Here is a 25,558-nt window from a genome sequence, read left to right on the forward strand (position 1 = left end):
CGTGTCCGCACGTGTGCAGCGCGACGTATCCGACTCACCACCTCCCTGGCGCCTCGGCCGTGACGCCTGGACCCTGGCATCACGACGCGCACTGCGCAAATTCGGCACGGACTGGTGCCCGGACGCCGCGGCTTCGCTGACCTTCTACGCGCTGCTGGCGGCCGTGCCCGCATCCATCGTGCTCATCTCGGTCATCGGCCTGCTCAGCCGCGACGGCGCGCGTCTCGAGAACCTGACGCGCGCGGTGGATGCCGTACTTCCCGAAGGAGCCGGATCAGCGCTGCGCGCCCCACTGGCGGCACTCGCGGACGCGACGGCGACGGGGTGGGTGCTCGCGGCCGCGCTCCTCGTGACGGTGTGGTCGGCAGGGAGATACGTCACGTCGTTCAGCCGCGCCGTCAATCGCATCTACGGCGTGGAGGAGGGGCGGCCGTTCTGGAAGTCGAAGCCGACGCACCTGCTGCTCACGGTCGTGCTGATCGTGCTGGTCGCGACCGCCGTGCTCATCTCTCTCACCGGGGAACGGGTGTCCCGCGGCATCGGTCGGATCTGGGGAGTGGGGGAGGCTGGCCTCGTCGTCTGGTCGATCGTGCGCTGGCCGTTGCTGGTGATAGTGACGGTCCTGCTGATCGCGATTCTGTACTGCTTCGCGCCCAATGTCGCGCCGCGGAGCTTCCGCTGGATGAGTCTCGGCGCGGCGGCGGCGCTGCTCGTCTTCGGCATCGCCTCGGCGGGATTCGGTTTCTACGTGACCGTCGTCGCAGACTACGACCGCCTCTATGGTCCGTTCGCGAGCATCCTGATCTTCCTGCTGTGGCTGTGGATCGCGAACCTGGCGCTGCTGCTCGGCGTCGAGATCGACGTGGAGCTGGAGCGCGTCCGCCAGCTCAGCGCGGGGATCCCGGCCGAGCGGCAGGTGCAGGTGGAACTGCGCGATGCCTCCGCGATCGCGGCGGCGGTGCGCCGGGACGCCGAGGAGGAGCGCAGGGCGGCGCGCGTCCGGCGCGAGGCGACGATACCGAAGGACGATCACGCGCGCGACCGATAGCGCAGCTCCGGGCGACCGATGCTGCCGTAAGTCGGAGCGCTCTCCGCGAGGCCCGAATCGACGAGCCGTTCCAGGTAGCGCCGGGCGCTGACCCGCGACATGCCCAGCGACTCGGCGAGCTCCGACGCCGACATCGGCTCCTCCTGAGCCTCCAGAGCGGACGCGACGCGCTGCAGCGTCGCGGGGGAGACGCCCTTGCGCTGCGCGGCGATGGCGACGGCGTCATGGCGCATGAGGGCGTCGACCGTGATCTGGTCGAGTTCGTCGGTTCCGGTGAGCTCGGCATCCCTGGCGATCACGCGCCAGATATCGTCCAGGCGCTCGTGCAGCGTCTGCATCGGGAACGGCTTCACCACATAGTGATGCACGCCGTGCGCTCTGGCGCGCCGCACCGTGTCCAGGTCCCGGGCGGCCGTGACAGCGATGACCTCGACATGCGCACCGGCGGCACGGGCGCGGCGGAGCACCTCGATGCCGGACATGTCCGGCAGATACACGTCCAGCAGCATCACCTGCGGTTCCAACTCGTGCACGGCGCGCAGGGCGTCCGCACCGGTCGGTGCGACGCCGACGACCTCGAAGCGCGGATGCCGCTCGACGAAGCCGCGCGTCACGTGCGCGACGGCGAAGTCGTCCTCGACGATCAGCGTGCGCAGGCGCGTCATCGGGCCGTCCCCGCGTGCTGCACTGCAGGCAGGTGCACGGTGAAGCGCGCACCGCCGGCGGAGGACGGCCCGAGATCGATCGAGCCGCCACGACGCTCGAGGATGCGCGCCACGATCGTCAGCCCGTACCCGCGCTGCCGGTCGGCCGGCTTCGTCGAGAAGCCGAGCCGGAACACGTCGCCGCGGCGCTCGAGGGGGACGCCGGGGCCGTCATCCTCGACGACGACGTGCACATCCTCGCCGTTCTCCTGGGTGAGCGCGATGCGCACGTGCCCGCCCTGACCCGCGGCATCCAGGGCGTTGTCGAGAAGATTCCCGACCACGGTGCTCAGATCGTCGTCGCCGTTGTCGGCCGGCAGCTGCGAGTCGTCGGTCACGGTCAGCACGACGCCCAGTTCGCGCGCGCGTGCGCGTTTCGCGAGCAGGATCGCCGCCAGCTCGATGTCCTCCACGCCGGTGGGCGCGTCCAGCCGATTGAGCGCTCCGCCGTCCCCGGCGCGTTCGACGACCCGTCGAGCCGCGTCGACCTCGCCCAGCTCGATGAGCCCGCCGATCGTGTGCAGGGTGTTCGAGAACTCGTGCTGCTGGGCACGCAGGCCCTCCGCCAGGCTCTGCGCACCGGCGAGCTCGCGCAGCGCGTGATCGAGTTCGGTCCGGTCCATAAGCGTGACCACCGTGCCGACGCGCCGGCCCTTCACCCGCACCGATGCAGCACGCGCCAGCAGAACGCGCTCACCGGACAGGACAAGTCGCTGGGCGGGGTCGTCATCGGCATCCGCCTCCGCGACCACGAGCGTCAGGTCCTCCAGCAGATCGGATGCCGCGCGACCGGTCGCCTCGGCCGGAGACGCCAGCCCGAGCAGGCGCGCCGCGGAGTCGTTGCACAGCGAGACCCGTCCGTCCTCGTCCAGGGCGAGCATGCCCTCGCGGATGCCGTGCAGGGTGGCCTCCCGGGTCTCGAGGAGTCCGCGGATCTCTTCGGGTTCGAGACCGAAGATGCGGCGGCGCACGATGCGTGCGACACCGGTGGCGGCGATCACGCCGACCACCGTGGCGCCACCGAGTGCGAGCAGGAATCCGGTGATGTCTCCGAGGAAGTCGGCACGCAGATCCGATTCCAGGATGCCGACCGAGACCTGCCCGATGACCGCGCCGCCTTCGTCGAAGACCGGCACCTTGACGCGCCAGGATTCGCCGAGCGTGCCGGTCTGGGTTCCGGTGTACATCTCGCCGGAGAGCGCGACGCTCGGGTCGGTCGACACCGGCTCGCCGATGCGCTCCGGATTCGGATGCGAGAAGCGGATGCCGTCGTGATCCGTGACGACGACATAGGCCACGTTCGACGAATCGCGGATCAGCTCCGCGATGGGCTGGATCACCGCGGCCGGGTCATGGTCGTCGTACGCGTCGACGACAGTAGGCAGCTGGGCGACGGACTGCGCGACGGCGATCATCCGCTCCTGGGAGGCCTCCCGGATCTGCCGCTCCTGCATGAGCATCGCGGCGAGTCCGACCGTCAGCACGATCGCGAGCACGATGACGACCTGCAGCAGCACCAGCTGCGTGCGGAGCGTCATCGCCTTCACCACAGCTCCCATGCTAGGCGTGCGCGGACCGCGGTTCGATGCGACCAAAACGACCACAATCCCTCGTTTCGTACGCAACCGGTGCGAGGAGCCAGCGCTGTTCTACTTTGGCCGGACGTACACCCGGCGCTGTCGCCGGGCTGAGAACTCGAGGAGGAGTTCATGACACAGCACACCCGCATCCGCACCCGATTCATCTGGGGCGCAGCCGTCGGCATCGCAGCGCTCACTCTGGCCGCCTGCTCCGGTGAGGCCCCGACCGGCGATGGGGACGGCGGAGGCGCCGACGAGGTCACCATCGACAGCGTCGCCGTGATCGCTCCGGCTGACCCCGGCGGCGGCTGGGACCAGACCGCGCGGGCCTTCGCGCAGTCCCTGACCGAGGACGGGCTCGTCTCGTCGGCTCCGGTCAGCAACATCGGCGGCGCAGGCGGCACGGTCGGGCTGGCGTCCCTCGCGACCGAGACCGACCCGAACACCCTGATGATCACGGGAAGCGTCATGGTGGGCGCCGTCGAGACCAACGCTTCCGATGTGCGCATCGAGGACACTACGCCGATCGCCAAGCTGACGGAGGAACCGCTGGTGGTGGTCGTCCCGAAGGACAGCCCGTACGACACCATCGAGGACTTCATCGACGCCTGGGTCGACGAGGGCGCTGACATGGCGGTGACCGGTGGCTCGGCCGGTGGCATCGACCACATCCTGGCGGGTCAGCTGCTGACCGAGGCCGGTGTGGATGCCGCCGAGGTGCCGACGAGCCTGAACTACATCGCGAACTCGGGCGGCGGCGAGGCGCTCACGCTGCTGCTGGGCGGTCAGGTGCAGGCGGGGATCTCCGGTGTCGGCGAGTTCGCCCAGCAGGTGGATGCCGGAGAGCTCAAGGCGCTGGCGGTGTCGTCGGACGAACCGGCCGCCCTGCTCCCCGATGTGCCGACGCTCACGGATGAGGGCATCGACATCGTCGTCACGAACTGGCGTGGATTGATCGCTCCGGGAGACATCTCCGAGGAGGAGAAGGCGGCGCTCGAGGATCTCGTCACGGCCACTCATGACGGGGATGCCTGGACGAAGGTGCTCGAGACCAACGGCTGGACCGATGCCTTCCTGGTCGGTGAGGACTTCGCGTCGTTCCTCGAGAGCGACATCACGGCGACCCAGGAGACGCTCAAGACCATCGGGCTGATCGAATGACCGATTCGATCACGACGGGAGCGTCGGCGGTCGCCGGCGTTTCCCGTTCCCGCAAGGCCGGGGAACTGGTCTTCCTCGCCGTGATCGCGGTCTTCTCGGCCATCGCGCTGGTGATGACCGGATTCATCCGCGAACCGATGGGCTCGTCGAACGTGCTCGGTGCCAGGGTGCTGCCGTACGCGGTGACCGGTCTCATGCTGCTGGCATCGCTCGGGGCCATCGTGGCGGTCCTCCGGGGCGACGTCGGACAGGCGGACGAGGCGGAGGACATCGACGCGGAGGCCCGCACGTCGTGGAAGACGGTGCTGCTGCTCGTGGTCTCGTTCGCCTCGCTGATGCCGATCATCCCGCTGCTCGGCTGGCCGGCCGCGGTGGTCGTGCTCTTCACCGGCGCGGCCCTCGCCCTCGGCGCCGCACGCTGGTGGATGGCGCTGATCATCGGTGCGGGCCTCGGCATCCTGACGCAGCTGCTGTTCGGGACGCTGCTGGGGCTCTCGCTGCCGCCGTTCGGCACGGTCCTGCCGGGGGTGTTCGGTGGATAGCCTGCAACTGCTCATGGAGGGCTTCGCGACCGCCCTGCAGCCGCAGTATCTGATGTTCGCGTTCATCGGGGTGCTGCTGGGAACCGCGATCGGCGTGCTGCCCGGCATCGGGCCGGCGATGACGGTGGCGCTGCTGCTGCCGCTGACGTACACGCTGGATGTGACGAGCGCGATCATCATGTTCGCCGGCATCTACTACGGCGGCATGTACGGCGGATCGACGACCTCGATCCTGCTGAACACGCCGGGGGAGTCGGCCTCAATCGTCACGGCGATGGAGGGCAACAAGATGGCCAGGATGGGCCGCGCGACGGCCGCGCTGGCCACGGCGGCGATCGGCTCGTTCATCGCGGGGACGATCGCCACGGCGCTGCTCACCCTGTTCGCCCCGTTCATCGCCGACTTCGCGGTCACCCTGGGCCCGGCGGACTACTTCGCCCTCATGATCGTCGCATTCCTCACGGTGGGGGCGCTGCTGGGGTCGAGCCCGATCCGCGGGATCGTGTCGCTGTCGATCGGCCTGTTCCTCGGGCTCGTCGGCACGGACACGCTGACCGGCCAGGCGCGGTTCACCTTCGGCATCCCGAACCTCGGCGACGGAATCGACGTCGTCATCGTGGCGGTCGGGCTCTTCGCCGTCGGCGAGGCGCTCTACGTCGGATCGCGGTTGCGGCACGGGACGCTGCCGATCATCCCGGTCTCGGGGAGCTGGCGGACGTGGATGTCGAAGTCCGACTGGAAGCGGTCGTGGAAGCCGTGGCTGCGCGGTACCGCGATCGGCTTCCCGATCGGCTCGATTCCGGCCGGTGGCGCGGACGTCGCGACCTTCCTGTCGTACGCGACCGAGAAGCGCCTCGCGAAGGACCCGTATCGCCGCCAGTTCGGCAAGGGCGCGATCGAGGGCGTGGCGGGCCCTGAAGCGGCGAACAACGCCGCAGCGGCCGGTGTGCTCGTTCCGCTGCTGACCCTGGGGCTGCCGACGACGGCGACCGCGGCGATCATCATCTCGGCGTTCCAGACCTACGGGATCCGACCGGGGCCGCTGCTCTTCGACAGCCAGCCTGCTCTGGTGTGGGCCCTGATCGCGAGCCTGTACATCGGCAACGTCGTCCTCATCATCCTGAACCTGCCGCTGGTGGGGATGTGGGCGAAGCTGCTGAGGATCCCGCGGCCGTATCTGTATGCGGGCATCCTTGTGTTCGCGGGGCTCGGAGCCTATGCCGCCAACTTCACGGTCTTCGACATCGGCGTGCTGCTGCTGCTCGGTGTGATCGGGTTCTTCATGCGCCGGCACGGATACCCGGTGTCGCCGATGGTCGTCGGCGCCATCCTCGGCCCGATGGCGGAGGAGCAACTGCGCAAGGCGATGGCCATCAGCCAGGGCGACCCGATCTACCTCGTGCAGAGCCCCGGGTCGATCGTCATCTACTCGGTCATGATCGTGCTGATCGTGCTCGGGTTGTGGCTCAAGCGTCGTCAGGCGCGCTTCGAGGCTGCGCTTCCGGATATCGACACGGCGACCATCCGGACGGTGGATGCCGAGATCGCGGAGCAGCTGAGGGAGAGGTGAGCGGCGGGCCGTGCGTCAGTGCACGAACGCCTTCAGGATCACGAAGACGATGCCGAAGCAGGCGGTCCCGATGGCGCCCGCGATACGCACGATCAGCGAACTCCCGCGGCGGAGGAAGGCGATGTAGCCGAGCAGGGCGAGGATGACGGTTCCCGACCACAGCGCGAGATCGTTCGCGAGGTCGTCGGGGATCACCCGCGTGGTCCCCGCGAGCAGGAATGCGGCCGGCACAGTCGCGGAGGTCAGCAGCCCGAGCGTCCGTCGAATCGACGTGCGGAAGGCCGCGCCGACCCCGATGACCTTCCCCGAGGAGTCCGTGTCACCGACACGCGCGACGGTTCCGGCGTACACGTGCGCGCCCCAGAACACCACGATCGTGACCGCGACGGTGAGGAGCACGACGACTGACGTCTCGCCGTGTGCGGAGGAGACGGCGATCAGGCCGCTGACGAGGATCGTGCCGTACACCGCCGCTTCGGTGCCGAATCCCGGCTTGAGAACGCGGTGGATCTTCAGGAGGCCGTGTTCGCGTGGAGGACGGGACGACATGTCGTCAGTTTAGGGCGCTGCCGAAAGATAAGGCTTGACTTATATAAGTCTGCACGCAAGGATGGCGAACATGCACGCGCTCGATGTCCTCGGGGATCCGGTTCGCCGCCGCATCCTCGAACTGCTCGCGATGGGCGAGGAGTCCGCAGGAGAGCTCGGCTCGGCGATCACCGTCGAGTTCGGCATCAGCCAGCCCGCGGTATCGCAGCATCTGCGCGTGCTGCGCGAGAACGGCTTCGCCACGGTGCGGCCGGAGGGCGCGCGACGGCTGTATGCCGTGGATCCCGCAGGCGTCGAAGCAGCCAGCGCCTGGCTCACCCCGTTCGAGCGCTTCTGGAGCGGGCCGCTGGCCGCGCTCGACACCGAACTCGCTCGGGGGCGGCTGCAGGAACGACGCGGAACCAGAACCGACGAACGAGATGAGGAATGAGATGGTCGACATTCAGAAGCAGCTCGACGCCGTCGAGCGCGAGCTGCGCACCGACGACGTCGACGGCGAGCCGTCGTACGTGCAGAGCATCAGCCAGGAGTACCCGTCCGGCATCCAGGATGTGTGGGATGCCGTGACGAGCCCCGACCGCATCGCGCGTTGGTTCCTGCCCGTCTCGGGCGAGCTGCGGCTCGGAGGCCGCTACCAGTTCGAGGGCAACGCAGGGGGAGAGATCCTCGCGTGCACGCCGCCCGTCGATGGCAGGGCCGAGTACCGCGTCACGTGGGAGTACGGCGGCGGTGTCACCTGGCTCACCGTGACACTGGATGAGACGGTTGCCGGGGCCACGCGTGTGCGCCTCGACCATGCGGCGCACACTGCGGATGTGCCGGCTGAGATGTGGGAGGTCTTCGGCCCAGGGGCGACAGGGGTGGGCTGGGATCAGGGGCTGCTCGGGCTCGCGTTGCATCTCGGAGCCGTGGAGGGCGCGGTCGATCCGGCCGATGCCGAGAAGTGGCAGCTGTCCGATGAGGGAAAGGCGTTCTCACGTGCCGCCGCCGACGGATGGGCGAGAGCGCATGTCGCAGCCGGGGCCGACCCCGCCGTCGCCGCACAGGCCGCTGATGCCACCTACGGGTTCTACACCGGCCAGCAGTAACCCGGAGCAGAATGGGCAGATGACCGTATCGCTCGAGGACATCGCCGCCGAGCTGTACGCCGTCGCGCTCGACGGATTCGTCTCCGCGCGGAACGAGCGCGCGAAGGATCTCGCCGACCGCGACCTGGCCGCGGGGGTGAAGGCGCTGCGCAAGCCGCTCGCGCCGGCGTGGGTCGTGAATCTGTTCGCTCGTGAACGGCCCGATCAGCTCGCGCAGGCGCTCGAGTTGGGGGAGTCGCTGCGCGAGGCGCAGGAGGAGCTGGATGCGAAGACGCTGACGGCGCTCTCGCGCCAGCGACGCACGCTTGTGAAGCAGCTTGCACAGGCGGCCACGGGACTCGCCGTGCACGCGGGTCTGCACGTGACGGCGGCGACGACCGAAGCCGTGGAGCAGACGCTCAACGCAGCGATGCTGGATGCCGGGGCCGCGGACGCCGTGGCATCCGGTCGTCTCATCCGTCCGCTGGAGCCGTCCGGCGGCGACGGGATCGATGTGTCGGATGCCGTGGCGGGTGCGATTGCGCCGCGACCGGTGCGCGCGACACCAGCCGACGAGCTCGAGCAGCGCCGCGCGCGGAAAGCGGCCGAGAAAGCCGTCCGGGCGGCGGAGCAGCTGGTCGAGCGGGCGGAGCGACGCCTGCGGGATGCTGAACGCGACCACGAGGACGCGACGGAACGGCTGGATGGACTGCAGCATCGCGAGGCCGAGCTCGAAGCGGAGCTCGAGCGGGTCCGCACCGGCATCCGGGAGGCGACGGAGACCGTCGACCGAGACCGGGTCGCGCGGGACGCGGCGAGCGCCGAGGCGGAATCGGCGCGCTCTGCGCTGGAAGACGCGCGGGCGAGCAGCGCGACGTGAGCGCTGCTCGCCCGGCTCTCGCCGTGCCCGGCGTCAGGCGATCAGCGGGATGGCGCCGACCAGCACGCCGACGCCCAGCATCATGAACGACACCACGCACGGGCGCCACAGCGCCTTCTTGTGGGGATCGCCGAGGATCACGCTGGCGAGGGACACGAGGAGGGTCGCCGGCACGAGGGGGGTACTGCGAGGCGTCGGCTGCCGAGGTCGCCGAGCGTGCGGGCGTCTCGCGGGCGATCGCTCAGCGTCATCTGTCCGCGCTGGCGTCCCGCGGGCACGGTCGGTCCCGTCCCGTCTGCGCGCTCAGAGCCGGGTGCCGGACTGATCCCGGGTCGGGTGACGATCTGCCCCTGCGGACCGCAGGAGCTGCAGGGTGTCGTGATCGGGCGAGCCGGGTTCTGCGGTGAGGACGGTCAGTTGCACAGCGGCGGATCCCACGATGTCGAGGCCGTTGAAGTGCAGGGTGAGGTCGCCGACGAGGTGATGGTGGAATCGCTTGGCACCGCTGTCGTTCTGCCAGACGTCGTGCTTGCTCCAGAGGGATCGGAAGTGGTCGCTGCGGGTCGATAGTTCGCCGACCAGATCGTGGAGGGCCTTGTCGTGGGGGTCTCGCCCCGCTTCGGTGCGAAGCTGGGCGACATTGACGCGAGCGATCGCATCCCAATCCGGGTAGAAGCGGCGGGCGACGGGTTCGAGGAAGATGAAGCGAGCGAAGTTCGGGGTCGGGGTGGTCGCCGTCGCGAGCATTTCGTCCATCAGGTTGCCGCCCAGCGCATTCCATGCGAGCAGGTCGGTGCGGCCGTTGCCGATCATGGCGACGGATGACTCCATCGAGTCCAGCATCCATTGGATGCTGGGGGAGGGGCGCCAGCCGGGCGTGGGCTTGCCTGCGTGGCGGGCAGCCGGACCGGTACCGGCGCGGCTCGCAAGCCGGTAGAGGTGGGCCCTCTCGGCCTCGTTCATCAGGAGGGCGTTCGCAAGTCCGTCCAGTACGGCAGTGGATGCGCCGCCGATGCCGCCGCGCTCGAGGCGTGCGTAGTACTCGACGCTCACTCCCGCCAACGCTGCCGCCTCGCCGCGACGCAGACCCGGGACTCGCCGATCCTTCCCGCGCGGGAGACCGACCTGTTCTGGTTCGATGCGGGCGCGGCGCGATTTCAGGAACTGGTTCGCCTCCGACTGGTCGTTCATGTACTCAGAGTAGGTCGCTCCTCGGCATATTCGGGTGCCCTGTGAGGGCACGTCACGAGCGTGACTCCCTCCAGCGACCGGAACACGGTGTGCTGGTGCCATGGGTTTTCGAATCGGTGCCGTTGGGGGGACCGCCGCTCTCGCATTGCTGTTGTCCGCATGCTCGGGAACGGCGCCGACCGTCTCCATCGAACTGGGTGCGTTGCGGGACGCGGATGCCGTTGACGAGCAGTTGCCGGCGGCCTTGACGTTCGATGATCGGATGGGATCCGCGGTCGTCGCGCCTCTCCCGCAGGCGCTCGAGGTCGAGACCGACACGGCGTCGCGGGAGTTCCTCGCTGGGGATGTCGTGTATTCTCCGGCCGAGCAGAGCATCATCGTCTTCACCCGCGGCGGCTCCGCTGCGTCGGACCACAGCCTCGTTCTGCTCGGTCGGGTGACCGACGGGATGGGCGAGCTCAGCAGCTGCGTGCATGATTGCTCCGTCCGGGTCGAACTGCACTGACGATGCTCATGACCGAGGCGGTGGGGCACCCTCGTAGTACACGTTTCTTCAGGGACTCCCGGTTCTCGAGCTGCCGGCGTTGACTGAGACTCATGACTCCCACGAGCACCCTTCCGAAGGCATCGTCTGCCCGTGTGCCGCTGGCCGTGTACGTGCTGGCGTCGGGGACGTTTCTCATGCTGACATCCGAGTTCGTCGTGGCCGGCATCCTTCCTCAGATCTCGCAGGAGCTCAACGTGTCGCTCACACAGGCGAGCGCACTGATCACGGTCTTCGCCGTCGGCATGATCATCGGATCACCGTTGATGGCGATGCTCACCCTCCGCCTGTCCAAGAGGCTCACGCTCATCATCGCGCTGATTGTGTTCATCGTCGGCCACGTCGTCGTCGCCCTCGGGTCGGACCTGACGATGCTCCTGGCCGCACGATTCGTGACGGCGATCGCCACCGGTGCTTTCTGGGCCGTGTCGGCCGTCGTGGCAAGCCGGCTTGCAGGGCCTTCCTCCGGCGCGCGAGCGATCGGGATCGTGGGGGCCGGCGGAGCGCTCGCGACCGTACTCGGGGTTCCCCTCGGCGCGCTGGTCGCCCAGTTCGTCGGCTGGCGAGGCACCTTCTGGTTCCTGGCCGTTGCGGCTGCCGTCGCCGCGCTGTTCGTCGCTCGACTCGTCCCGGCCGATTCCTCGACGACGTCCACGGCGCCATCCCTCCGCGCCGAACTGGCCGGGCTGCGATCCGGACGGCTGTGGCTGACTCTGGCCGCATGCGCCACCACGACCGGGGGAGTCCTCGCCGCGTACTCCTTCATCTCGCCGATCCTCACCGAACAGGCCGGCGTCCCGTCATCACTGGTTCCTGTCGTCCTCACCGGCTTCGGCGTCGGATCCTTCATCGGCACCATTCTGGGCGGCCGATTCGGCGACGCGCACCCTTCGCTGATCACGATTCTCACGCCCGCGGTCACCGTGCTCGTGCTTCTCGGTATCAGCCTCGCATCGGATGCCCCGGTGATCATGACGGTGCTCGTGACGCTGCTGGGGCTCTTCGGCTTGAGCGCGAACGGTGTGCTGATCCACCTCGCCGTGGGCTACGCGGATGCTGCGGCGACCCTCGGATCGGCGCTCAGCGTGTCAGCATTCAACCTCGGCACTGCCGTCGGCACCACCGTCGCCGGCTTCGCACTGACGACACCGCTCGGCATCACCGGTCCTGCGACCGTGGGTACGGTGATCGTCGCACTCACACTGGTCCCGACGACTATCCTCGCGGTTCTGAAACATCGCCGGGCACCGCGTGCGAAAGCCCGGTCGATGAGTGCACCGGCGGAGACGCCCACCAGATCGTCCGCAAACGTGTCGTGAGAAACCAGGAGAGCAGGAGCAGCACATGACCACCATCGCCATCGTCGGGGCGGGGCGAGGCCTCGGCCGTGCCACCGCCCGCCGCTTCGGCAGGGAAGGGTTCGCGGTCGCCCTCATCTCCCGCGCGCAGGAGAACGTCGACCGGCTCGCAACGGAGCTGGAGCGGGACGGGGTGACAGCTCGCGGGTACGCCGCGAACGCTCGCAACCCGCACGAGCTGCGTACTGCGCTCGAGGACGCTGGCGCACAGCTCGGGACGATCGACGTGCTGCAGTACAGCCCGGTCCCCGCTCCGGAGTTCATGAAGCCCGTCCTCGATACGACCGCCCAAGACCTGGTCGGCCCCGTGGAGCAGTCCGTGTACGGACCGGTCACCGCGATCCAGCAGGTCCTGCCGGGCATGCGGGAACTCGAACGCGGCACGATCCTGCTCATCAACGGCGGCAGCGCCGTCCACCCCAACGGTGCTGTCGCCGGCACCTCCATCGCCTTCGCGGGCGAATCCGCTTACGGCCGGATGCTGCACGATGCCCTTGCACCCGAGGGCATCCATGTCGCCCAACTGATCATCCCGCGCGGAATCGGCGGCGGCGACCCCGACCACGAGCCCGACGCGCTCGCAGAACGGATCTGGTCCCTGCACCGTGACCGCGGCGCTTTCCGCACGTTCGTTGGGGACGATGCCGGATGACCTTCTGCTCACCATCGGAAAGGCCGCTGAACGCGACGCGAGCCTGTCCAGATCCTCCTGAACCCGGCTGACATCGTCGCTCCGTTCATGCCCCTGCGTGGGCGTCCGCGCGAAGGTCAGATCAGATCGACGGAATACGCGAGTGACCGAAGAGGGTTCACACTGAGGGCTGTGCGCATCGCGGTGAGAAACGGACGCCGTTCTCGACGCCGCCCGGCCAGGACGACGCCGGAGGACGGAGCGTCGCCTCGGATGACGGAACGAAGGGCCAGCGCATGACGCAGATCGGAATCATCGGCAGCGGAGCGATCGGGGCCGCCATCGCACGACTGGCGGTCGCGGCGGGCATGGATGTGATGATCGCCAACTCCCGTGGCCCCGAATCACTGGCCGAGCTGATCGACGAGCTCGGGTCGTCCGCGCAGGCCGGCCACGCAGAGGAGGCCGCGGTCTTCGGCGATCTCCTCGTCCTCGCGGTTCCGCTCGGCGCATACTCGGGGCTCCCCACGGCCGCACTCAGCGGCCGGACCATCCTGTCGACGGGGAACTACTACCCCTATCGCGAAGGGCGGATCGACGTGCTCGACACCCTGGAACTGGCGACGGCCGAGTACGAGCAGTCGCTGCTGCCCGAATCGCGGATCGTCAAGGTGTTCAACAACATCGTGGCGCACCACATCCCGCTGCTCGCCGACTCGACTCCGCGCACGGCGTTGCCCATCGCCGGCGACGATGATGACGCGAAGCGTCTCGTGACCGAGGTCGTGGAGGCCGTGGGTTTCGACGTCGTGGATGCGGGCGCACTGGCGCAGTCGTGGCGATTCGAGCCCGAGTCCGGTGCGTACACGGGAATCTACTTCGCGGGAGGCTTCGACGACTACCTCGCCGACCCAGGTGCCCCGCTCACGGCGGATCAGCTGACGCGGCTGCTGGCAGAATCGCAGCGCCCTGACGTCGCAGCCCGCGCGTTCTGACGGCGCACGAAGCGCGGTGGCTCACGGCCGGACGGGGGTCGCCGCGTCGCCGCCCACGACGGTGGTCCACGGATCGACCGCCCAGGTCACCACGAGGCCGTTCGTCACGTAGGGATCGGTCTCGGCGAAGGCTCGAGCGGCCTCGACCGGAGCTTGCCCGGTGAAGATCAGCAGTGCCGAGCGCGGTTCGTCCCCGACGGTGCCGCCGAGCAGCAGGGCGCCGTTCTCGACGGCCTCCCACGCCTTCGCGAGGTGCGCGGACCGGAACTTGCTGCGGCGCTCGAGGTAGTCCTCGACGTAGGTGTATTTCAAAATCGCGTGCATGTTGAACCTCCGGTCGTTTCAGGGCTTGCGTGCTTCGATGAGGTGACGCGTCGAGTGGGCGACGAAGGCGCCATCGCGCTGGATGAGCTCGTGGAGGTCGTGCAATCGGTCCTGATACTTGTCGACGGTGAAGTCCGGCACCCACCAGATCACCTTCCGCAACAGGTAGACGACCGCGGCGACGTCGTGGATCTCGATGCGCAAAGATGCCGTCCTCACATCGATGATCTCGAGACCGGCGGCTTCTGCGGCGGCGACCTCGTCGTCGGGATGCCGGCCGCGTCGTTCCTGCGGCAGAGGTCCGAGGAAGAACTCGATCAGTTCGAACGCGCTCGCGGGTCCCACGTGCTGCGCGAAGTAGGTGCCGTCCTGCCGCAGCACCCGCGCGATCTCCTCCCACCAGATCGACGCGGGATGCCGGCTGGTGACCAGGTCGAATGCCTCATCGCCGAAGGGCAGCGGCGGCTCGTCCGGATCCGCGACGACGACGACTCCCTTCGGGTGCAGCAGCTGCGTGGCACGGGCGACGTTCGGCGGCCACGACTCCGTCGCCACGGCGAGGGGAGGGAACGCGTCCGCGCCGGCGAGCACCTCGCCACCGCCGGTCTGGACGTCGAGGGATGCCGAAGCGCCCCTGAGTCGCTCGGCCAGCAGTCGGGAGTAGCGCCATGGAGGCCGCTCTTCGGCTGCGCGGCCGTCGAGCCAGGAGAAATCCCATCCCGAGACATCTGCCGACGATCCGGCTCGGATCAGGGCCTCTAACGAATCAGACATCCTCTGATTCTGGCATCCGAAGCGGATGCTGAGGGCTCGCGGCAGCGGTCCAGAAACGAAGAAATCCCGCGATCTCTCGCGGGATTCTCTGGTGGACCTGAGGGGACTCGAACCCCTGACCCCCTGCATGCCATGCAGGTGCGCTACCAGCTGCGCCACAGGCCCATCTGCTGCTCCGTACCAGCCGGGGCAACTCGAAAAGAATACAACAGGATCGGCGCCGGGCGCGAATCCGGGCGGGAACTCGGGAGTGTTCCGCCCCTCACGGCGTCGCGGGGCTGATGTCCACGTCGATGCGCGCGAAAGGGAACGGTGAGAAGACGGAGTAGCTCGAACTCGGATCGGGCAGCGGCGTCAGCGCGAACCACACATAGGAGATGACGATGCCGGCCGCGGCGACGATCGCGATGACCGCGGCCGTCCGGTCGATCATCCGGATCGCGTCTGTCTGGTCGACAGCCGTCCGGATGATCCGGCCGAGCACCCAGATCACGGCGATGGCCAGAACGACCGGTATGAGGCCGTTGGGGCGGAGCGTCAGCGTCGAGCACATCGGCTGCTCGAGTGTTGGCTGGCCCGCCGCATCCAGATACCCGCCGTCGACGTCGAAGCCGCCGGGGCACCCGCCCTTGCTCCCGCTGATGAGGAACCAGCTCGCGATCGCGGCCAGGATGCCGACGATGATGAGCCTCCGCACGCGCATCAGGATCTCGGCCCCCGGCAGCAGCGTCGTTCTCGACTCGATCGATGTGTCCGCCATTTTCCACACCTCCGTCCGGCTATCCTGGCACAGGCTGGCCGGACGTTCGAGGAACATCCGCGGCTCCGGCGGCGTTGATTCCCCGTGTGGACATCCTCGACAGCATCGTGATCGGCGCGGGCCAGGCCGGGCTATCGACCTCGTACCACCTGCAACGGCTCGGCATCCGGCACCTCGTTCTGGACGCCGACAGCGCAGCGGGCGGCGCCTGGCAGCACCGATGGGATGCGTTGACCATGCGCGACGTCCACGGCGTGGCCGAGCTGCCGGGGTCCACGCCTCCGGCCCGCGACGGTCGACGCGCGAACGAGGCGGTGCCGGCGACCTTCGACGCGTATGAGCGCGCGCATGATCTGCCGGTCGTGCGCCCCGTCGCCGTGGACCGTGTGACGGATGACGACGGCATCCTCGTCGTCCACGCGGGCGATCGCGAATGGCGCACCCGCACGATCGTGAATGCGACCGGCACCTGGACCCACCCGTTCCTGCCGCACTACCCGGGCATGGAGACGTTCCTCGGCGAACAACTGCACACCGTCGACTATCCGGGACCCGAGCATTTCCTGGGCAAGCGGGTGCTCGTCGTCGGCGGAGGAGCGTCGGCCGTGCAGTTCCTCGGCGCGCTCGCGCCCCTCACGGACACGCTCTGGGTGACCCGTGGCGAGCCGGTGTGGCGCACCGACGACTTCACCCCGGAGGCGGGCGCCGCAGCCGTCGCGCTCGTCGAGCAGCGCGTCGCGCAGGGGCTGCCGCCGCAGAGCGTCGTGAGCGTCACCGGGCTCATGCTGCGCCCGCAGGAGCGCGAGGCCGAGCGCCTGGGCGCGTATGCAGCTCGCCGCCCGATGTTCGCCCGGATCGAACCCGACGGCGTCCGCTGGGCCGACGGGTCCTTCGAGCGCGTCGACGTCATCCTCTGGGCCACCGGGTTCCGCCCGGCGATCGCGCATCTCGCCCCGTTGCACCTGCGCAGCCCCGCCGGGGGTATTCAGCTGGACCGCGGCGGCCGCGGTACCACGGCCGTCGCCGATCCACGCGTGCAGCTGGTCGGCTACGGACCTTCCGCGAGCACCATCGGCGCGAACCGCGCGGGGCGCGCGGCCGCGAAGGGCGTCCAGCGCGCGCTCGCGTCGCGCGCAGCGCGCATCGCGGTGCAACCGATGCCGAACGCCCGTCTGTGATCGGTAGCCGACGGTGCCGATAGCCTGGTCGCGTGATTCGCACCATCGCTCTCATCGTCTGGATCCTGCTGTCGATCTGGCTTCTGATCTGGGTCGGCGAAGGCCTGTTCGGCGTCGACCAGAGCACGTCGATCCTGCCGTTCAACGGCGCGGACGGGCTGGCCGGCCCGATCATGATCGGCGTCGCGTGGGGGCTCATCCTGACCTTCAGCGGCTTCGGCTCCGTCAGCATCCGAGGCTCCGCGCTGCGCGGTGAGACCTCGATCGGCGTCGGCCGGATCGTCGAGACCTCCCGGACAGGGCTGACCGTGAACGACGTCCCGCAGTACGACCTGTACCTGCGCGTCGCCCCCGCCGACGGCACGGAGTTCATCAGCCGGGTCCGGATGCTCGTCCCGATGACGGATGCCGTGGCGATGCAACCGGGGATGCCACTGCCTGTGCGGTACAGCGCCACCGACCACGATGCGGTGCAGCTCGCCGACATCAACGATCCGCTGGTGCGCGAGGCGATGCTCGACTGGCGGATCGCTCGCGGCCTGATCGATCCCCGACAGGTGCGTGCACGTCGCCACGGGCTTCAGTCACCGGCATCCGTCCTCTCCGTGCGGCCGACCGGCACGCGTCGGGAGGGACAGAGCGAGTTGGCCGTCCGCGTGCTGATCACGCCGGACGGACAGGCGAGCTGGGAAGCCGACACCACCGTCTTCGCTTACCCCGAGGCGATCTCGCGTCTGCAGGTCGGCTCGCCGGTCTGGGCGCGATACCTGCGCGAGGATCCGCACACCGTCGCCCTCACGATCGAGCAGGAGGCCGGACGATGAACATCATGGACACCATCATCTGGCTCGCGAACTTCCCTGTCACGCACGGATACGCGATGGTCTTCATCGCCGGCTTCTCGCTCATGGGCCTGTTCGCGCAGTCCTTCCGCTCGATCGGGCGCCGCTCGCAGCTCTCCGTCATCCGCGAGCGCGAGGGACTCCCGGAGCCCGATGCCGCAGGCTCCGGACGGCGCGTCTTCGCCCACATCCAGCGCACGTTCTTCCGCATCCTCACCGCGGTGCTGGCGACGAGCCTCGTCCTCGGCATCCTGTCGCTCATCGGCGTGCCGGCCACCTCCGCGTACATCTTCGAGAACGGGCAGCCGGCGGTCGCGACGCGGGAGGGCGATTTCGTGACGTTCACCACGGCGACCGGCGAGACCTACACACTGCCGGACGACTTCTTCACCCCGTCGATGTACCCGGACCGGGACGCCTACGTGCCCTCCGATGCCGAGCTCGTCGTGCGCTACCTGCCCTCGCACCCGCAGGCCTATGTGATCGACACGTCGCACCTGGCAGACTGAACGACATGTCGCGCATCATCGTCTTCGGCGGCCACGGTCGCATCGCCCTGCTGCTCGCTCCGCTCCTCGTCGCCCGCGGCGACGAGGTCACCGCGGTGATCCGCAATCCCGCGCACGCGGACGAGGTCGCCGCCACCGGTGCGACGCCGGTGGTGGCCGACATCGAGAACGCGGATGCCGCAGCCGTCGCGGCGCTCGTCTCCGGTCACGACGCGGTCGTCTGGTCCGCCGGCGCGGGCGGCGGCGACGCGGACCGGACCTACGCCGTCGACAGGGACGCGGCCATCCGCACGATGGATGCCGCGGAGGGCGCCGGCGTCCGCCGCTACGTCATGGTGTCCTGGATCGGCTCCGTCGCCGATCACGGCGTCGACCCGGACAGCAGCTTCTTCGCCTACGCGGATGCCAAGTGGCAGGCGGATGAGCATCTCGCCGGATCCGCGCTGGAGTGGACGATCCTGGGTCCTGGGACCCTCACATTCGATGCCCCGAGCGGGCGGATCCAGCTCGACGAGACAGGCACCGGCAGCGTTTCCCGCGCCGATGTCGCCGCGGTCATCGCGCAGACGCTCGTGGAGACGGCAACGATCGGCAGGACGATCCGCTTCGGCAACGGCATCGGCGGTTCACCGGAACCGATCGACGCGGCGCTGCGCGGCTGAGCGCGGCTCAGGCGGAAGGCCCCGTCCAGGACTCGAGGATCCGTTCACGCAGCGCGTTGCCGCGTTCGGCGAACGCGCGCTGACGGCGCACGTACTCGGCCTTGCCCTCCGCCGTCTCGATCGGCACCGGCACGACGCCCCAATCGGCCAGGTCGTAGGGAGCCGCCTGCATGTCGAGTTCGCGGATGTCGCGAGCGAGCACGAAGCAGTCCAATAGCACCTCGCCCGGTACGAGCGGGCCGAGCTTCATGGCCCATTTGTAGACGTCCATGCCGGCGTGCAGGCACCCGGGCTGCTCGAGCGCCGGCTGATCCGCGCGCGTGAGCGGTGATCGGTTGCGGGGCACGGCCTCCGGGGTGAAGAACCGGAACGCGTCGAAGTGCGTGCAGCGCAGCTCGTTCGCGTCGACCACGGCATCTGTCCCTGCCTGTCCGAGCCGCAATGGCACCGGATGCCGATGCTCCTGCTCCCGGTACACCATCGCCCACTCGTGCAGCCCGAAGCATCCGAACTGGCCCGGTCGCGCGGCGGTCCGCCGCAGCATCCGCTCCACCAGCGCGGCGAGGTCGGGCTTTTCCGCGGCGTACGCTGAGGCATCCGGCGCAACCGAATCGATGGACGGGCCAGGGGAGTACCACCGCCAGGCGAGGCGCTCCGGAGCACCCTCGAGCACGACGCCGGCCCCGGGGTGCCAACGCCTCAGCTGCGCCGGTTTGTAGCTGTAGTAGGTGAAGAGGAAGTCCCAGACCGGATGCTTCTCGCCGCGTGCCGCGCGCGCGCGATGATCCGCGGTGAGCGCATCGGCACGGTCGTGGTGCGCGAGCTCGCGTGCGCGCCACTCCGTCGAGCTGAGCGCTGCGGCCATCAGCGCAGTATCCCCGCTTCGCCGAGACGTTCGCGAAGCCCGGCGCCGTCCGAGGCGGACACCCACGGGGCGGCCTCGTCGGAGTGGTCGTCGGCGGGGGAGCGGCCACCGGCCAGCATGGCCTCGGTCGTGGACAGCAGACGGATCGCGACACCGGCGACGGACTCGGGGTGCTCCTGCTGGAACTGCGTGTAGATCGCCTCGTCGTGCTGCCCGTCGTCTCCGATCAGCAGCCAGCGCACGTTCGGGAACTCGGCGGCCAGCCGACGCAGATTGGTCAGCTTGTGGTCGCGGCCGCTGCGGAACCACCGATCGTGCGTCGGACCCCAATCGGTGAGCAGCATCGAACCGGCCGGGAAGAGGTGACGGGTGAGGAAACGGCTCAGCGTCGGCGCGATGTTCCAGGCTCCCGTGGAGAGATAGATCATCGGGCAGCCCGGCTCCTGGCGCATGATCTGCTCCAGCAGCACGGCCATGCCGGGGACGGGCAGCCGCGCATGCTCGTCGACGACGAACGAGTTCCACGCGGCGACGAACGGGCGGGGGAGTGCCGTGACCATGACGGTGTCGTCGACGTCGCAGACGACTCCGAAATCGACGCTCTCGTCGACGATGAACACGTTGCCCTCGACGGGCTCCTGTCCCTCGACCGACATCGTGATCGATTGCCAGCCCGGTTCGAGATCCGCCTTGATCACTGTGTCTACGACGCCGCCGCGGTCGGCCGGGACGATCTGGGTGCGACCGCCGATCGTGATCTCGACGTTCGCGAAGCCGACCGGGATGCCGACGAAGCTGCGCCACCCGCGGATGCTCGCGTACTCGCCGTTCGCATCCTGGCGCTGTGGGGGCACGATCAGCACGCGGCCGACCACGCGCACCCAGCCGGCGCCGCCGTATCCGGGGAACGGGAGGATCGTCGCCGTGCGGCCGCGGCGGCGGGCGCGGCCCTCGCGCCAGACGTGGAGACGGTGCTCCAGGCGGGCGAACCAGTGGATCCTGGCCGGAGGGGCGGGCTGATCGGGCATCCTGATCAGTCTTTCATGCCCTGGGCGGAACCCTTGCTCTCGGTGGAAGGAATCTGCTCGGACGGGTGCTCGACCGACGCATCGGAGTGCTCGTGCATGTGCCGGCTCTCCCACGCGGCGAGAGCCTTCTTGCCGAGCAGCAGCGCCACAAGGAACAGCACCACGACGCCGACGAAGATGTAGCCGGCGAAGTGCACCTGTTCGACGAGCTCGCGGAAGCTGCCGGCGGCGAGCGAGGTCACACTCACGTACGCTGCGGCCCAGAGGATGCAGGCCGGAGCAGTCCACGCCAGGAACCGCCGATACGAGTAGCCGCTCATGCCGACCGTCAGCGGTACGAGCGAATGCAGGACGGGGAGGAACCGCGAGAGGAAGATCGCGAGCCCGCCGCGGCGGCGCAGATAGATCTCCGCCCGATCCCAATGCGCCTCGCCGATGCGCCGTCCGAGCCAGGAGTGGCGGATGTGCGGCCCGAGCCACCGGCCCAGAGCGAACCCGATGCTCTCGCCGATGAGGGCGCCGATGACGACGGCGACGCCGAGGGCGATGCCCTCAGCAGGAGTGGTGACGCCCATCGAGGCGATGATGACGATCGTGTCGCCCGGAACGACCAGGCCGATCAGGATGCTGGTCTCCAGCATGACCGCGACCCCGGCGATCAGCGTGCGTGCGATCGGGTCGACCGACTGCACCGCGTCGAGCAGCCACAGCAGGAAGTCGTCCACCCTGTCGAGAATACGCCGAGCGCCGCGGTCGTACGCTGGGAGCGTGCCGCACATCCCCGCCGCCCTCCACGCCCGCGCGTTGGCGGGGTTCGCTGCGCCCGAGCAGCTGTTCCTGCAGGAAGAGGCCGACCAGGAGTCGGTCTTCTGGCTGGACGCCGGTTCCGACGCCACGGACGGCTGGAGCGTCATCGGCTCCGGTGAGCCCGAGACGGATGCCGAGGCTCCTGCCGCCGTTCGCATCGACGCAGCGCCGCACCGCGACCGGTCGCGGCCGCCCTTCCACGGCGGCTGGGTCGGCTGGCAGGATTACGAGTCGGGCGCATCGGCCGCAGGCGCTCCCGTCGCCGTCGACGGCATCGCGAGCGGCGCATGGCTGCGCGTGCGGCGTGCCGTCGCCGTCGGTCACGCCGATGGTGTGCTCTGGGCCCTCGCTCCCGAGGACGAGCTGGACGCATGGGCGGCCGAGGTCGAACGGCGGTGCACGACCGCATCCGAACCGGCGGAGTCCCGCGCAGCCGCGGCCGCCGTGGCGCAACCACGGCACGCGCCGGATGAGTACGCCGCGCTGATCGAGCGCTGCCGGGATGCGATCCGCGCCGGTGAGGCCTACCAGTTGTGCCTCACGACGCGCTTCGATGTGCCGGGCGACCACGACCCGGTGCAGACCTACCTGCGCCTGCGGCACGCGACACCGGCGCATCACGGCGGGTTCATCCGGATCGACGGTCGTGCGTTGCTCAGTGCGAGTCCCGAGCAGTTCCTGTTCACGGATCGCGGCCGCATCCGCACGCGGCCGATCAAGGGGACCAGACCCCGATCCGCCGACCCTGCGGAGGATGCCGCACTCGCGGTCGAACTGCTCTCCAGCGCCAAGGAGCGTGCGGAGAACGTGATGATCGTCGATCTCATGCGCAACGATCTCTCGCAGGTGTGCACGCCCGGCACGATCCGCGTGGACGGTCTGTGGGAGGTGGAGAGCTATCCGGCGGTGCACCAGCTCGTGAGCACGGTCAGCGGTGCGCCGGCCCCGTCCACGACGGTGGCGGATCTCTTCGCCGCGGCGTTTCCCGCCGGGAGCATGACGGGCGCGCCGAAGCTGTCCGCCATGACCCTTCTGCATGCGCTGGAGGGCGGGCCTCGGGGTGTCTACAGCGGATGCTTCGGGTACATCGGTCTGGACGGCGCGCTCGATCTGGCGATGGTGATCCGCAGCATCCTGATCGACGAGCGGGGTGCGCACGTGGGAGCGGGCGGCGGGATCACCTGGGGGTCGGTCGCGGATGCCGAGGTCGCCGAGGTGGCCATCAAGGCGAGGGCCCCGCTGGCGGCCCTCGGTGCTCGGCTTCCGGACGCCTGGTACGCAGGATGATCCGATAACCTGGAACTTCGCGATTTCCGCGTTCCCCCTGCTTTCCAGATTGGCCGTTCGCTCTTGACCGAGAACACGTTTGAAGAAGCATCCGCTCTGCCGTCGCCGCACGCACTGCAGGCGAAGTGGCAGAAGTACTGGGCCGAGAACGAGACCTTCCTCGCGGGCGGATCCGACGACACGCGTCCGCGCAAGTACGTGCTGGCGATGTTCCCGTATCCGTCCGGCGACCTGCACATGGGGCACGCCGAGAACTACCTGTACTCCGACATCGTGGCGCGCTTCTGGCGTCACCGCGGGCACAACGTCCTGAACCCGATCGGGTGGGACTCGTTCGGCCTGCCGGCCGAGAACGCGGCCATTCGCCGTGGTGCCGACCCGCGTGAGTGGACCTACAAGAACATCGCGCAGCAGAAGGCCGGTTTCGAGCAGTACGGGGTCTCGTTCGACTGGTCGCGCGTGCTGCACACGTCGGACCCCGACTACTACCGCTGGAACCAGTGGCTGTTCCTGAAACTGCACGAGCGCGGGCTCGCCTACCGCAAGAAGAGCCCGGTGAACTGGTGCCCGAACGACCAGACGGTGCTGGCGAACGAGCAGGTCGTCGACGGGCGGTGCGAGCGGTGCGGCGCCGAGGTCGTGAAGAAGAAGCTCACCCAGTGGTACTTCAAGATCACCGATTACGCCGACCGTCTGCTGGACGACCTGAACCAGCTCGAGGGCTTCTGGCCGCACAAGGTGCTGCAGATGCAGCGCAACTGGATCGGTCGCTCCGTCGGTGCGGACATCGACTTCCTGATCGAGGGTCGCGACGAGCCGGTGACGGTCTTCTCGACGCGCCCTGACACCCTGCACGGGGCGACGTTCTTCGTGGTGGCCCCGGATTCCGATCTGGCGTCCGAGCTCGCCGCCGGTGCGCCCGAGGCCGTGCGCGGGCGGTTCGCCGCCTACCTGGCCGACGTGCAGAAGACGACGGACATCGACCGGCAGGCGACCGACCGCCCGAAGACGGGCGTCTTCCTGGAGCGCTACGCGATCAACCCGGTCAACGGCGAGAAGCTGCCGATCTGGGCCGCCGACTACGTGCTGGCGGACTACGGTCACGGCGCCGTCATGGCCGTCCCGGCGCACGACCAGCGCGACCTCGACTTCGCCCGTGCGTTCGATCTGCCGGTCAAGGTCGTCGTCGACACCACGGCGCCGGTCACCGGGGCGATGCCGGTCATCGAGGTCGACGAGGACGGCGTTCCGGTCGACACTCTGCCCAGCCTCGACGAGCAGCACCCCTCGGTCACCGGCACCGCCCTGACGGGGGAAGGCCGCCTGGTCAACTCCGGCGAGCTGAACGGGATGTCCAAGCGCACCGCGATCGCGCGCACGATCGAGAAGCTCGAGGCGGCCGGTACCGGCCGTGCGGCGAAGAACTACCGCCTGCGCGACTGGCTGATCTCCCGCCAGCGCTTCTGGGGCACGCCCATTCCGATGCTGCACGCCGAGGACGGCCGGATCATCCCGGTGCCCGAGGATCAGCTGCCGGTGAAGCTGCCGAGCGTCGACGGTCTCGATCTGTCTCCCAAGGGGGCGTCTCCGCTGGGGGCGGCCGAGAGCTGGGTGCGCACGACCGATCCCGTGACGGGCGACCCGGTGCTGCGGGATCCGGACACCATGGACACGTTCGTGGACAGCTCGTGGTACTTCCTGCGATTCCTGTCGCCGGGCAATGAGCAGGTCGCGTTCGAGCCGGCGCAGGCGGATCGCTGGGCACCGGTCGCCAGCTACATCGGCGGCGTGGAGCACGCGATCCTGCATCTGCTGTACGCACGGTTCATCACCAAGGTCCTGTTCGACATGGGTCTGATCGACTTCACCGAGCCGTTCTCGAGTCTGATCAACCAGGGCATGGTGATCCTCGACGGCGCAAAGATGTCGAAGTCCAAGGGCAACCTCGTGCTGTTCCAGGAGGAGCTCGACGCGCACGGCGCGGACGCGCTGCGCGTGGGCCTGGCTTTCGCCGGCCCCGTGGAGGACGACAAGGACTGGGCGGATGTCTCGACGACCGGCGCGCAGAAGTTCCTCGCACGCGCCCTGCGGGTGGCGCACGACGTCTCCAGCGCGGTCGACGTGGTCTTCGCGGGCGGGGATGCCGCGCTGCGCCGCGCCACGCACCGGCTGCTGGCCGACGCGCCGGCGCTCGTCGAGCAGACGAAGTTCAACGTGCTGGTCGCGCGTCTGATGGAGCTGGTGAACCTCACCCGCAAGACCATCGACTCGGGTGCAGGCGCCGCGGATCCTGCTGTTCGCGAAGCGGCCGAGACCGTCGCGGTCATGCTCGACCTGATCGCGCCGCACACCGCGGAGGAGATGTGGGAGGTGCTCGGTCACGAGCCGTCCGTCGGCCTCGCGCAGTGGCGCTCTGCCGACCCCGCGCTGCTCGTCGAGGACTCCATCACGGCGGTCGTCCAGGTGGGCGGCAAGGTCCGTGCGCAGCTCGAGGTGTCCGCGAAGATCGGCGCGGAGGAGCTCGAGAAGCTCGCTCGGGCCGATGAGCGCGTGATCCGCGCGATCGGCGACAAGGAGATCGTGAAGGTCGTCGTGCGCGCACCCAAGATCGTGAGCGTCGTCGTCAAGGGCTGACCTGCCAGAACGCACTTGTTCTGCACCGATCCCGGCATCCGAGGAGTTCTCCACGGGTGCCGGGATCG

28 protein-coding genes, 1 tRNA gene and 1 pseudogene are annotated in these 25,558 nt (G+C 69.0%); 18 read left to right on the top strand and 12 right to left on the bottom strand.

Going from position 1 to position 25,558, the window contains the following annotated elements; genetic code table 11:
• Position 1 precedes the first annotated feature (1 nt).
• The gene (locus tag M2317_RS17360; protein WP_429462362.1) at positions 2-1,048 is read left to right on the top strand and encodes a YihY/virulence factor BrkB family protein; all 1,047 of its coding nucleotides are present in this window, start codon (positions 2-4) and stop codon (positions 1,046-1,048) included.
• On the opposite strand, the gene M2317_RS17365 is transcribed toward M2317_RS17360, so the two are convergent.
• Both M2317_RS17365 and M2317_RS17370 read right to left on the bottom strand, forming a co-directional pair.
• Positions 1,030-1,713 (bottom strand): response regulator, encoded by a 684-nt coding sequence (locus tag M2317_RS17365; RefSeq protein ID WP_429462363.1) that lies wholly within the window; start codon positions 1,711-1,713, stop codon positions 1,030-1,032. The genes M2317_RS17360 and M2317_RS17365 overlap by 19 nt on opposite strands.
• A complete protein-coding gene (locus M2317_RS17370) occupies positions 1,710-3,290 on the bottom strand; it encodes an ATP-binding protein (protein WP_429462365.1) in 1,581 nt (526 codons plus the stop codon). Before M2317_RS17370 ends, M2317_RS17365 begins: the two co-directional genes overlap by 4 nt.
• A gap of 171 nt (positions 3,291-3,461) precedes the next feature.
• Between M2317_RS17370 and M2317_RS17375 the strand changes: the two genes are divergently transcribed.
• The 3 genes from M2317_RS17375 to M2317_RS17385 are packed head-to-tail and all read left to right on the top strand — an operon-like array spanning position 3,462 to position 6,605.
• Positions 3,462-4,493 (top strand): Bug family tripartite tricarboxylate transporter substrate binding protein, encoded by a 1,032-nt coding sequence (locus M2317_RS17375; RefSeq protein WP_429462367.1) that lies wholly within the window; start codon positions 3,462-3,464, stop codon positions 4,491-4,493.
• Positions 4,490-5,035, top strand: coding sequence for a tripartite tricarboxylate transporter TctB family protein (locus tag M2317_RS17380; protein ID WP_429462369.1), 546 nt, complete (start codon positions 4,490-4,492; stop codon positions 5,033-5,035). Before M2317_RS17375 ends, M2317_RS17380 begins: the two co-directional genes overlap by 4 nt.
• Complete coding sequence (locus M2317_RS17385) at positions 5,028-6,605, top strand: tripartite tricarboxylate transporter permease (protein WP_429462371.1); 1,578 nt, start codon at positions 5,028-5,030, stop codon at positions 6,603-6,605. The genes M2317_RS17380 and M2317_RS17385 overlap by 8 nt, the downstream gene beginning before the upstream one ends.
• Positions 6,606-6,620: 15 nt before the next feature.
• Here the strand turns inward: M2317_RS17385 and M2317_RS17390 are convergent, their stop codons facing one another.
• Positions 6,621-7,154, bottom strand: a complete 534-nt coding sequence (locus M2317_RS17390; RefSeq protein WP_429462373.1) for a hypothetical protein — start codon at positions 7,152-7,154, stop codon at positions 6,621-6,623.
• Positions 7,155-7,224: 70 nt separating this feature from the next.
• On the opposite strand from M2317_RS17390, the gene M2317_RS17395 reads away from it, so the two are divergent.
• From M2317_RS17395 to M2317_RS17405, 3 genes are read left to right on the top strand one after another with little or no spacing between them, the layout of a single operon-like run.
• The gene (locus M2317_RS17395; RefSeq protein WP_429462375.1) at positions 7,225-7,584 is read left to right on the top strand and encodes an ArsR/SmtB family transcription factor; all 360 of its coding nucleotides are present in this window, start codon (positions 7,225-7,227) and stop codon (positions 7,582-7,584) included.
• Position 7,585: 1 nt separating this feature from the next.
• Positions 7,586-8,242 carry an SRPBCC domain-containing protein gene (locus tag M2317_RS17400; RefSeq protein WP_429462377.1) on the top strand — a complete coding sequence of 219 codons (657 nt, stop codon included), beginning with the start codon at positions 7,586-7,588 and terminating at the stop codon, positions 8,240-8,242.
• Between the two features lie 19 nt (positions 8,243-8,261).
• Positions 8,262-9,101, top strand: a complete 840-nt coding sequence (locus M2317_RS17405) for a transposase (protein WP_429462379.1) — start codon at positions 8,262-8,264, stop codon at positions 9,099-9,101.
• A gap of 33 nt (positions 9,102-9,134) precedes the next feature.
• Here M2317_RS17405 and M2317_RS17410 read toward each other — a convergent pair whose 3' ends face one another.
• Positions 9,135-9,275 carry a hypothetical protein gene (locus tag M2317_RS17410; RefSeq protein ID WP_429462380.1) on the bottom strand — a complete coding sequence of 47 codons (141 nt, stop codon included), beginning with the start codon at positions 9,273-9,275 and terminating at the stop codon, positions 9,135-9,137.
• Between the two features lie 14 nt (positions 9,276-9,289).
• Here M2317_RS17410 and M2317_RS17415 point away from each other — a divergent pair.
• Positions 9,290-9,376 (top strand): annotated as a pseudogene (locus M2317_RS17415) (helix-turn-helix domain-containing protein); the annotation flags it as partial.
• Positions 9,377-9,404: 28 nt separating this feature from the next.
• On the opposite strand, the gene M2317_RS17420 reads toward M2317_RS17415, so the two are convergent.
• The gene (locus M2317_RS17420) at positions 9,405-10,292 is read right to left on the bottom strand and encodes a helix-turn-helix transcriptional regulator (protein WP_429462382.1); all 888 of its coding nucleotides are present in this window, start codon (positions 10,290-10,292) and stop codon (positions 9,405-9,407) included.
• A gap of 145 nt (positions 10,293-10,437) precedes the next feature.
• On the opposite strand from M2317_RS17420, the gene M2317_RS17425 reads away from it, so the two are divergent.
• The 4 genes from M2317_RS17425 (at position 10,438) to M2317_RS17440 (ending at position 13,820) form a co-directional block, all read left to right on the top strand.
• Complete coding sequence (locus M2317_RS17425; protein ID WP_429462384.1) at positions 10,438-10,797, top strand: cyclophilin-like fold protein; 360 nt, start codon at positions 10,438-10,440, stop codon at positions 10,795-10,797.
• A 92-nt stretch (positions 10,798-10,889) separates the two neighbouring features.
• Complete coding sequence (locus M2317_RS17430; RefSeq protein ID WP_429462386.1) at positions 10,890-12,155, top strand: MFS transporter; 1,266 nt, start codon at positions 10,890-10,892, stop codon at positions 12,153-12,155.
• Positions 12,156-12,180: 25 nt separating this feature from the next.
• Entirely contained in the window at positions 12,181-12,846 is a 666-nt protein-coding gene (locus M2317_RS17435) for an SDR family NAD(P)-dependent oxidoreductase (RefSeq protein WP_429462388.1), read from the top strand.
• 275 nt (positions 12,847-13,121) lie between these two features.
• Positions 13,122-13,820: an NADPH-dependent F420 reductase gene (locus M2317_RS17440; protein ID WP_429462389.1), complete on the top strand. Its 699-nt coding sequence runs from the start codon at positions 13,122-13,124 to the stop codon at positions 13,818-13,820.
• 21 nt (positions 13,821-13,841) lie between these two features.
• Here the strand turns inward: M2317_RS17440 and M2317_RS17445 are convergent, their stop codons facing one another.
• From M2317_RS17445 to M2317_RS17460, 4 genes are all read right to left on the bottom strand, one after another.
• Positions 13,842-14,144 (bottom strand): YciI-like protein, encoded by a 303-nt coding sequence (locus tag M2317_RS17445; protein WP_429462391.1) that lies wholly within the window; start codon positions 14,142-14,144, stop codon positions 13,842-13,844.
• A gap of 18 nt (positions 14,145-14,162) precedes the next feature.
• Positions 14,163-14,918: a class I SAM-dependent methyltransferase gene (locus M2317_RS17450; RefSeq protein ID WP_429462393.1), complete on the bottom strand. Its 756-nt coding sequence runs from the start codon at positions 14,916-14,918 to the stop codon at positions 14,163-14,165.
• A gap of 89 nt (positions 14,919-15,007) precedes the next feature.
• Positions 15,008-15,083: transfer RNA gene (locus tag M2317_RS17455), tRNA-Ala, on the bottom strand.
• A gap of 97 nt (positions 15,084-15,180) precedes the next feature.
• Positions 15,181-15,678, bottom strand: a complete 498-nt coding sequence (locus M2317_RS17460; RefSeq protein ID WP_429462395.1) for a hypothetical protein — start codon at positions 15,676-15,678, stop codon at positions 15,181-15,183.
• A gap of 86 nt (positions 15,679-15,764) precedes the next feature.
• Between M2317_RS17460 and M2317_RS17465 the strand changes: the two genes are divergently transcribed.
• From M2317_RS17465 to M2317_RS17480, 4 genes are read left to right on the top strand one after another with little or no spacing between them, the layout of a single operon-like run.
• Positions 15,765-16,856: an NAD(P)-binding domain-containing protein gene (locus M2317_RS17465; RefSeq protein ID WP_429462397.1), complete on the top strand. Its 1,092-nt coding sequence runs from the start codon at positions 15,765-15,767 to the stop codon at positions 16,854-16,856.
• Positions 16,857-16,888: 32 nt separating this feature from the next.
• On the top strand, positions 16,889-17,680 hold the full coding sequence (locus tag M2317_RS17470) for a hypothetical protein (RefSeq protein WP_429462399.1): 792 nt from the start codon (positions 16,889-16,891) through the stop codon (positions 17,678-17,680).
• Between the two features lie 5 nt (positions 17,681-17,685).
• A complete protein-coding gene (locus M2317_RS17475; protein ID WP_429462401.1) occupies positions 17,686-18,207 on the top strand; it encodes a hypothetical protein in 522 nt (173 codons plus the stop codon).
• A gap of 5 nt (positions 18,208-18,212) precedes the next feature.
• Positions 18,213-18,869, top strand: coding sequence for an SDR family oxidoreductase (locus M2317_RS17480; protein WP_429462402.1), 657 nt, complete (start codon positions 18,213-18,215; stop codon positions 18,867-18,869).
• A gap of 7 nt (positions 18,870-18,876) precedes the next feature.
• On the opposite strand, the gene M2317_RS17485 is transcribed toward M2317_RS17480, so the two are convergent.
• Genes M2317_RS17485 through M2317_RS17495 form a run of 3 tightly spaced genes read right to left on the bottom strand, consistent with a single transcriptional unit; the run spans position 18,877 to position 21,487 of the window.
• On the bottom strand, positions 18,877-19,734 hold the full coding sequence (locus M2317_RS17485) for a 3-methyladenine DNA glycosylase (RefSeq protein WP_429462404.1): 858 nt from the start codon (positions 19,732-19,734) through the stop codon (positions 18,877-18,879).
• Positions 19,734-20,762 (bottom strand): App1 family protein, encoded by a 1,029-nt coding sequence (locus tag M2317_RS17490; protein WP_429462406.1) that lies wholly within the window; start codon positions 20,760-20,762, stop codon positions 19,734-19,736. Before M2317_RS17490 ends, M2317_RS17485 begins: the two co-directional genes overlap by 1 nt.
• Before the next feature lie 5 nt (positions 20,763-20,767).
• Positions 20,768-21,487 carry a DedA family protein gene (locus M2317_RS17495; RefSeq protein ID WP_429462408.1) on the bottom strand — a complete coding sequence of 240 codons (720 nt, stop codon included), beginning with the start codon at positions 21,485-21,487 and terminating at the stop codon, positions 20,768-20,770.
• Positions 21,488-21,539: 52 nt separating this feature from the next.
• On the opposite strand from M2317_RS17495, the gene M2317_RS17500 reads away from it, so the two are divergent.
• Together M2317_RS17500 and leuS are read left to right on the top strand one after the other, a co-directional pair.
• Positions 21,540-22,856 (top strand): anthranilate synthase component I family protein, encoded by a 1,317-nt coding sequence (locus M2317_RS17500; RefSeq protein ID WP_429462424.1) that lies wholly within the window; start codon positions 21,540-21,542, stop codon positions 22,854-22,856.
• 63 nt (positions 22,857-22,919) lie between these two features.
• The gene (gene leuS, locus M2317_RS17505; RefSeq protein WP_429462410.1) at positions 22,920-25,490 is read left to right on the top strand and encodes a leucine--tRNA ligase; all 2,571 of its coding nucleotides are present in this window, start codon (positions 22,920-22,922) and stop codon (positions 25,488-25,490) included.
• The last annotated feature ends 68 nt before the right edge of the window (positions 25,491-25,558 follow it).

The organism is Microbacterium sp. ZKA21, from assembly GCF_050434165.1.
Taxonomy (GTDB): domain Bacteria; phylum Actinomycetota; class Actinomycetes; order Actinomycetales; family Microbacteriaceae; genus Microbacterium.